The organism is Gordonia sp. 852002-51296_SCH5728562-b, from assembly GCF_001665475.1.
GTDB classification, from domain to species: domain Bacteria; phylum Actinomycetota; class Actinomycetes; order Mycobacteriales; family Mycobacteriaceae; genus Gordonia; species Gordonia sputi.
This window is the reverse complement of sequence record NZ_LZMI01000065.1, coordinates 109382-116501: the sequence shown is the minus strand read 5'-3', so window position 1 is coordinate 116501 and position 7120 is coordinate 109382. Positions and strand designations below refer to the sequence as shown.

Annotated in this window: 6 protein-coding genes; 3 read left to right on the top strand and 3 right to left on the bottom strand. The window is 66.6% G+C overall.

Going from position 1 to position 7120, the window contains the following annotated elements; genetic code table 11:
* Positions 1–126: 126 nt before the first annotated feature.
* Together A5766_RS12610 and A5766_RS12605 are read right to left on the bottom strand one after the other, a co-directional pair.
* Entirely contained in the window at positions 127–1095 is a 969-nt protein-coding gene (locus tag A5766_RS12610) for a hypothetical protein (RefSeq protein WP_005208002.1), read from the bottom strand.
* A 160-nt stretch (positions 1096–1255) separates the two neighbouring features.
* Positions 1256–1906: a dTMP kinase gene (locus tag A5766_RS12605; RefSeq protein WP_064904958.1), complete on the bottom strand. Its 651-nt coding sequence runs from the start codon at positions 1904–1906 to the stop codon at positions 1256–1258.
* Between the two features lie 96 nt (positions 1907–2002).
* Here A5766_RS12605 and mtrA point away from each other — a divergent pair, with 96 nt between their 5' ends.
* The 3 genes from mtrA to lpqB are packed head-to-tail and all read left to right on the top strand — an operon-like array spanning position 2003 to position 6251.
* Positions 2003–2680: an MtrAB system response regulator MtrA gene (gene mtrA, locus A5766_RS12600; RefSeq protein WP_005170551.1), complete on the top strand. Its 678-nt coding sequence runs from the start codon at positions 2003–2005 to the stop codon at positions 2678–2680.
* Entirely contained in the window at positions 2677–4491 is a 1815-nt protein-coding gene (gene mtrB, locus A5766_RS12595; protein ID WP_064904957.1) for an MtrAB system histidine kinase MtrB, read from the top strand. Before mtrA ends, mtrB begins: the two co-directional genes overlap by 4 nt.
* Positions 4488–6251: an MtrAB system accessory lipoprotein LpqB gene (gene lpqB / locus A5766_RS12590; RefSeq protein WP_064904956.1), complete on the top strand. Its 1764-nt coding sequence runs from the start codon at positions 4488–4490 to the stop codon at positions 6249–6251. Before mtrB ends, lpqB begins: the two co-directional genes overlap by 4 nt.
* A gap of 14 nt (positions 6252–6265) precedes the next feature.
* Here the strand turns inward: lpqB and A5766_RS12585 are convergent, their stop codons facing one another.
* A complete protein-coding gene (locus A5766_RS12585; protein WP_005208006.1) occupies positions 6266–6961 on the bottom strand; it encodes a ComF family protein in 696 nt (231 codons plus the stop codon).
* Between the last annotated feature and the right edge of the window lie 159 nt (positions 6962–7120).

The following is a 7120-nucleotide window of genomic DNA, read 5'->3' as shown; positions in this document are numbered from 1 at the left end:
GGGTGGTGTGCAGCCGCGGGCGTACCGGGCGTCGCGGGCGGTGGCGCCCGCCGACGGGGGGGGGGCGCCCACCAACACGGGGCGGCCCCCCCCCCGGCTCGTTCGGTCGGCGATCGCTCTCGCGCTCTACGTGCTGTAGGAGGGCTGAGCGTTGGGGCAGAAGTACCAGGTGCCCTGCTCGTTGCTGAAGGTCGCCTTGTCGGTCTTGGTCTGGGTGGCCCGACCTCCGTCGGTCACGTGGGTGTCGACGAGCGACTGCGCGACGTCGCCGGTGACCTGTACTTCAGACATGCCGTCGAGAATCACCATGCCCCGACCCTGCGGTGCTCGAATCCTGTCGCGTAGTCCGGTGCAGGTTGCGGACTTGATCTGATCGACGTTCCCGGTGTTGTATGCGTCGATGTAGCGCTGCATCGCCGCACGAACCTCTACGGCCTGGGTGCCATCTGCGGGGGCGTCGGCAGAGTCACCGTCCTGACTGCCCTGAGTACCCTCACCACCCTGATTGGAGTCAGCCTGGCTGGGCGACGCGGCCGCAACCGTCGGTGTCGAACTGTCGCCGCCCGAGGCGAGAGCCACAACGAGCACCACACCGAGTGCCAGGATCACGACGACGCCCGCTGCGATTCCTGCGATCAGGCCACGATGCGGCGTCGGCTTGGTGGTTTGCATATGCGCGAACGGTGAATCCCAGCCGGGCGGTGGAACGACCTGCTGCGGCAGCGGCCCCTGTGGTCCCCCCGGATGCGGCTGGGCTCCCGGATATTGCGGGGTTCCCGGGTACTGCGGGGTTCCCGGGTACTGCGGGACTCCTGCGGGCTGCGAAGATCCGGAGTACTGCGGGGCTCCCGGGTACTGGGGAGCCCCTGAGTAGGGCTGGACGCCCGGGTACGGTTGTAGGCCCGACGCCGGAGCGGCTCCCGGTGGCGTCGTCTGAGGGAACGGCGCAGGCGCGGAGGGCGGTGCCGCCCACGGATTGCCGTCGACGTAGCCGGGTGAAGGCTGATCCGGTGATTGCTGGCCCGATGAATGCTGCGTGGTCGGGTACTGCCCCTGCGGCGGTGTGCCGCGTCCCGGTGTGGGCGGGTAGGTCATGAAACTCCTTGGCAGATGGTGTCATCGTCGACGTTATCGAAGAGGCGAGCGGCTGCCCCAGTTCCGTCATTCACAGCGCACCGTCGTTCATAGCGCCGGTCATTCATAGCGCCGTCGTTCACGCGCGCAGGAATTCGTGAGCGAGGAATCGCTGGTGCAGTCATTCGTGCATCAGACGCGCAACAAGGCCCGCGGGTTCCACCGATTCGGGAGAATCTGTGCCGACTTCGATCCACGGCGACGCCCAGCTCTCCGCGGCGAGTTGTCGGTAGACGGAGTCGACGCGCATCTGCAGGTCGTCGTCGCGTTCGTATGCGTCGCGTGGCCGTGACGGATCGGTGGCCGCGCGAGAGCGTGCGCGCTCCATCGCGACGGTTGCGGGCACTCCGAGCAGTAGGTGCTGGTCGGGGACGGGAACGTCAAATCTGCCGAACTCGAGGTCGGCGACCCAGCGCACGATGTCTCCGGATGCGTCCTGCCGTAGCCGTCCCGCGCTGTAGGCCGCGTTCGACGCGACGTATCTGTCGAGGATCACGACGTCGGACTCGGTGAGTGCCGCGCGGATCTGTGCTGCGGCGTCGACGCGGTCGAGTGCGAAGAGCAGCGCCATGGCGTTGACGCTCTCACGCAGATCGCCGTGCTCACCGTGTAATGCCTCCGACGCGACGTCGGCGAAAATAGATGAGCCATATCGCGGGAACGTGAAGGTCGACACCGACGCGCCGCGTCGGGTCAACTCGTCAACCACGCCGGTGACCAGCGTGTTCTTTCCGGCGCCGTCCAACCCCTCCACTGCGATGAGCACTCCCACGATCGAATGGTAGGCGCCGAGGCGATGAGAAGGCGCCAGCCCGCCTCGGCGCGTCAATCACGACGGTTCGATCACGGAAGTGTCACCATTGGAGTCATGAAGCCTCGCATCCTCGTTGTGGACGACGACGCCGCGCTCGCCGAAATGCTAACGATTGTGTTGCGTGGTGAAGGTTTCGAACCCTTCGTCGTCTCCGACGGAACACAGGCGTTGACTGCGGTTCGAGAGGTTCGTCCTGACCTCGTCCTCCTCGACCTCATGCTCCCCGGGATGAACGGGATCGACGTGTGTCGGGTGTTGCGGGCCGATTCCGGTGTACCCATCGTGATGCTGACAGCGAAGTCCGACACCGTCGACGTCGTGCTCGGGCTCGAGTCGGGTGCCGACGATTACATGGTCAAGCCGTTCAAGCCGAAAGAACTCGTGGCGCGGGTGCGTGCGCGGCTGCGTCGCAATGACGAAGAGCCTGCCGAGTTGCTGTCGATCGGGCCGGTGGAGATCGATGTGCCCGCACACAAGGTCACCCGTGACGGCGTGCCCATCTCGCTGACACCGCTCGAGTTCGATCTCCTCGTTGCGCTCGCCCGCAAACCGCGGCAGGTCTTCACGCGCGACGTGCTTCTCGAGCAGGTGTGGGGATACCGGCATCCGGCGGACACTAGACTCGTCAACGTGCATGTCCAGCGTCTACGCGCCAAGGTCGAGACCGACCCGGAGAATCCCGAGGTCGTCCTGACGGTGAGGGGGGTCGGCTACAAGGCCGGCCCGCCGTGATCGGTCGTTCTCGACGTCGCGTCAACAGCACTCTCGGTCGGTTCACCCGCGCGGCAGGCGGCGTCGGCCGGACATTCGGCCGCATGTGGCGGCGTTCGCTCCAGTTGCGTGTCGTCGTGTCGACGCTCGTGTTGTCGTTCGTCGTGCTCCTCATCCTCGGGTTCGTGCTGATGAGTCAGATCACCGATCGGCTTCTCGAGGTCAAGTTGGGTGCCGCGACCGAAGAGGTCGAGCGTGCGCGCGTCGCCGTCGAACGTGACCTTGCGAGCGGCGACGGCAACACGTCCGTGCAGAACCGGCTGCGGCAGACGAGGTCGTTGCTGACCGACCGCGACGTCGACACCAGCCAGACGTCAGGATCTGTCGGCACCTTCGACAGCGTGCTCATCGTGCCGCGATCAGGCAGTGATGGTTCACAGTTCGGCGTCGGCCCGATCTCGGAGATACCGCGCAACCTGCGTGACATGGTGCAGGGCGGACAGGTTGCCTATCAGTACACGCGCGTGGCCGATGGTTCAGGCGGATCGATTCCCGCGCTGGTCATCGGCACACCGACCAACTCGTCGGTTCCCGGACTCGAGCTCTATCTGGTGTTTCCGCTGACCACCGAAGAGAACACGGTCGACCTGGTGCGTGGCACCCTGCTCGCCGGAGGCGTTGTGCTACTCGGCTTGCTCGCGGCCATCGCATGGTTGGTATCCCGGCAGGCCGTCATGCCTGTGCGGTCGGCGTCGAGAATTGCCGTGCGCTTCGCCGATGGGCGCCTCAAGGAACGAATGCCTGTGCGCGGCGAGGATGACATGGCCCGCTTGGCGATGTCGTTCAACGACATGGCCGAGAGCCTGTCCAAGCAGATCACCCACCTCGAGGAGTTCGGTGGTCTGCAGCGACAGTTCACCTCCGATGTCAGCCATGAACTCCGTACACCGCTCACGACGGTCCGCATGGCCAGCGATGTCCTCTACGAGGGCCGCGACGACCTCGACCCCGTGCGTAAACGATCCGTCGAGCTGCTCGACAAAGAACTCGATCGCTTCGAGACGTTGCTCAACGAGCTCCTCGAGATCTCCCGACACGACGCCGGAATGGCTGAACTCGCCGCCGAACGGATGGACATGGCCATACCGATCGACGGAGCGCTCGCGACGGTCTCGCACCTCGCCTCCGACACGGGAACCGAGATCATCCTCGATCTACCGGACGAACCCGTCATCGCCGAGATCGACCCGCGTCGTGTGGAACGTATTCTGCGCAATCTGCTCGCGAACGCCATCGACCATGGCGAACGCAAACCCATCACGCTCACCATGCGCTCCGACGGCGACGCCGTTGCGATCACGGTGCGCGACCAGGGCATCGGGCTGCGCCCCGGTGAAGAAAAGCTGGTGTTCAACCGCTTCTGGCGGTCGGATCCGTCGAGGTTCCGTCGGTCGGGTGGCACCGGGCTCGGTCTTGCGATCAGCATCGAGGACGCCCGGCTGCACCAGGGGCGTCTCGACGCATGGGGCGAGCCCGGCAAGGGAGCGTGCTTCCGACTGACCATTCCGCTGATTCGCGGTTACAAGGTTCTCGGTAGCCCGTTGCCACTCAAACCGGTTGGTCAGCCGGTCCGCAGTTTGCCCGCGAAGTCGTCGACGAAAACGGTTGTTACGCGACTCGACGACCCCGGCACCTCTGACGCCGTTGGCGGGGACGACACTGCCGGCAGGGCCGACACCGCACAGAGGACAGACACCGCGGACAAGACAGACCCTGCGGACAAGGCAGACGCCGCAGACAGGGCCGACGCGAGCGACGGGGAGCAACGGTGATCGCGCGCGTGGGCGGCCGGACATCACGACGATTCGTCGCGCTGATCGGGCTGCTCGTGACGGCGATCGTGCTCGCCGCATGCGGCGGCGTACCCGAGAGTTCGTCGCCTCAGCCAATCGAATCCTTCAAGCGCGAGGGACCGACGAACGCGGTTCCGGTTCCGCAGTCCGATATGGACCCCGAAGCGCTGGTGCGTGCATTTCTTGAAGCCACGGCGTCGCCGACGGATGGGCATGCGGCCGCCCGGCGATTTCTGACGGCACCGTCGTCGCAGCAGTGGGACGAGCGTGGCGACGCCATCATCCTCGACGAGATCAACACGTTCGTCGATCAGCGCAGCCAGAACTCGGTGCGCATGCGTCTCGTCGGCGACAACGTCGGAGTACTCAAGTCCAACGGACAACTGCTGCCCGCCAGCGGGCGGGTCGAGACCACGATCAGCCTTGTCCGCGTGGGGGAGCAGTGGCTGATCGACGGCCCGCTGCCCAACGGCGCGATGATCGACAGGAGTCGGTTCGTCGCGACATACCGTTCGGTGTCGTTGTACTTCACCGATCGCACCCATCAGCAACTGGTTTCGGACCCGCGGTGGTTGTACGGCAACCAGGACGCCGACCCGACGGTCCTGCTCACCAGGCTGATCGCGGGCCCGGCAGAAGATCTCGAAGCGGGCGTCGACAACGGCTTCCCGACCGGGTCGTCGCTGCGCGGACAGGCTGCGCAGATCTCCGGCGGCGGTGTCCGCATCGAACTGACCGGTCTCGGAACCCTCGGCGTGCGTGACCGGACATCGCTTGCCGCTCAGATCATCTGGACCCTCAACGCCGCGGACATCGGCGGACCGTATGTGATCAGCGCAGACGGCGCGCCGCTGGTCCCCGAGCGCAGCGCCGGGTGGCAGCCCGCCGACGTCAAGGCGTTCGACCCGCTCGCAACGCCCACCACCGATGTCGGGCTCAACATCGTGCGCGACGGCGCTCTGCTCAAGGTCACCGACACCGGGACCACGCCGTCGGGTGGATCGCTGGGTACCAGCCGCGACGTTCGCTCCGCGTCGATTTCGGCGGACGGCGACGAGGTGACGGCGGTCGTCGCAGCCCGCGGCGGACCCGGACTGCAACTCGTGTCGGGCGCTTATGGCGGTGAGGTCTCGCCGCTCACCTCGGGGACCTCGATCACGCGACCGTCGTTTTCGGGGAGCTATGGGAACGACACCGTGTGGGCGGTCGTCGACGGCAAGCCCGTTCGCGTTGTGCGTGATTCCCAGAACTCCAGCCAGATCGTTTCGACGGTCGACGCGGCGTCGATCGCACCGATTGCCCGTGGCCCGATCACCGAATTGCAGGTGTCGCCCGACGGCGTCCGTGTCGCACTCATCGTCGGCGGACAGGTGCTGCTCGCCGTCATCGCGACCAACGAGGACGGCCAGGTGACCCTGTCCGACCCACGAATCGCCGCGTACAACGTCGGCAATCAAGCTGTGTCGCTGTCGTGGGCCACGTCGACGACTCTCATGGTCGCCCGGGACGCCTCCGATTCGCCGGTGGTCCAGTTGCCGATCAACGGTGCTCCTGCATCCGGTCTGATCAGCGGAAACGTGGCACCACCGGTCCGCGCGGTCACTGCGGATGCCAGCAACGTCTACATCGGCGACCAACGCGGGATACTCCGACTCGGCAGCACCAACGGGCAGCCCGACCAGTATTGGACTGAGGTTGAGCCCGCGATGTCGCCGACTGCGATCCCCGTGCTGCCCTGAGCCTCTGGCGTCTGTCATGCGCCGGCGATGACGGCGACGAGGTCGACGCGTACGCCGTGTTCAGCGAGCACGCGGACTGATTCTGCTGCTGTCGCGCCGGTGGTCATCACGTCGTCGACCAGCACCGTCGCCGTGCGAGGTGAACGGTCGGTCCGCGTCGGCGGTGACCGGACGCCGACGCGCTGCGCGAGGTTTCGACGCCGCGCCCTGGCGTCGAGTCCCGCGGAGTCGCGTCCTCCGGGGCGGATGGTCAACAACGGACGCACCGACGTGCGTTGCCCCAACTCACCGGCTGCGCAGGCGGCGATGGCCGTGACGGTGTCGCCGCCGCGTCGTCGTGCCGCGAGCGGCCGCGTCGGAGCGGGAACGAGAGACAGCCGCGACGCGGGTGGGATCTCGCCCCAGCGACTCAGCGTGCGCAGTGCGTCGCCCAAGGCGTGCCCCAGCGGGGCGGCGAGATCGCGTCGGCCGTGTTCCTTGAGCTCGATCACCGCCTTGCGATGTGGACCGCGATAGCGCCCGAGCGCCCACACCCCGACACCGACCGGGACCCTGGGGGAGAGCATCACGGGAGCGTCGGCGAGAAGCGCCGCGCAGCGTGCACACCAGCGCGGTCCCGGAGCATCGCAACCGCCACAGGTCACCGGGATCATGAGGTCGACGCCGGCGCGTGCGATCGCGCGGACGTGCCGTCGGGCGATTCCTGACATGGACCCGAGCCTGCACGCTCGACCGAAGGACACCCGTGGTGCGGCTGCGATCCGACGCACAACTGTGGATTCATGTGAGCCTGTGGATATCTGCCGAGCGGGCACCCGCTGGGCCGTTGGTCCCGTACTCGAATCAACGTGGCGACGAGCCGTCATATC

Excerpts from the sequence above, each read along its gene's own strand:
- A5766_RS12610 (WP_005208002.1), bottom strand. The coding sequence starts at position 1,095 with ATGACCTACCCGCCCACACCGGGACGCGGCACACCGCCGCAGGGGCAG.
- A5766_RS12585 (WP_005208006.1), bottom strand. The coding sequence starts at position 6,961 with ATGTCAGGAATCGCCCGACGGCACGTCCGCGCGATCGCACGCGCCGGC.
- mtrA (WP_005170551.1), top strand. The coding sequence starts at position 2,003 with ATGAAGCCTCGCATCCTCGTTGTGGACGACGACGCCGCGCTCGCCGAA.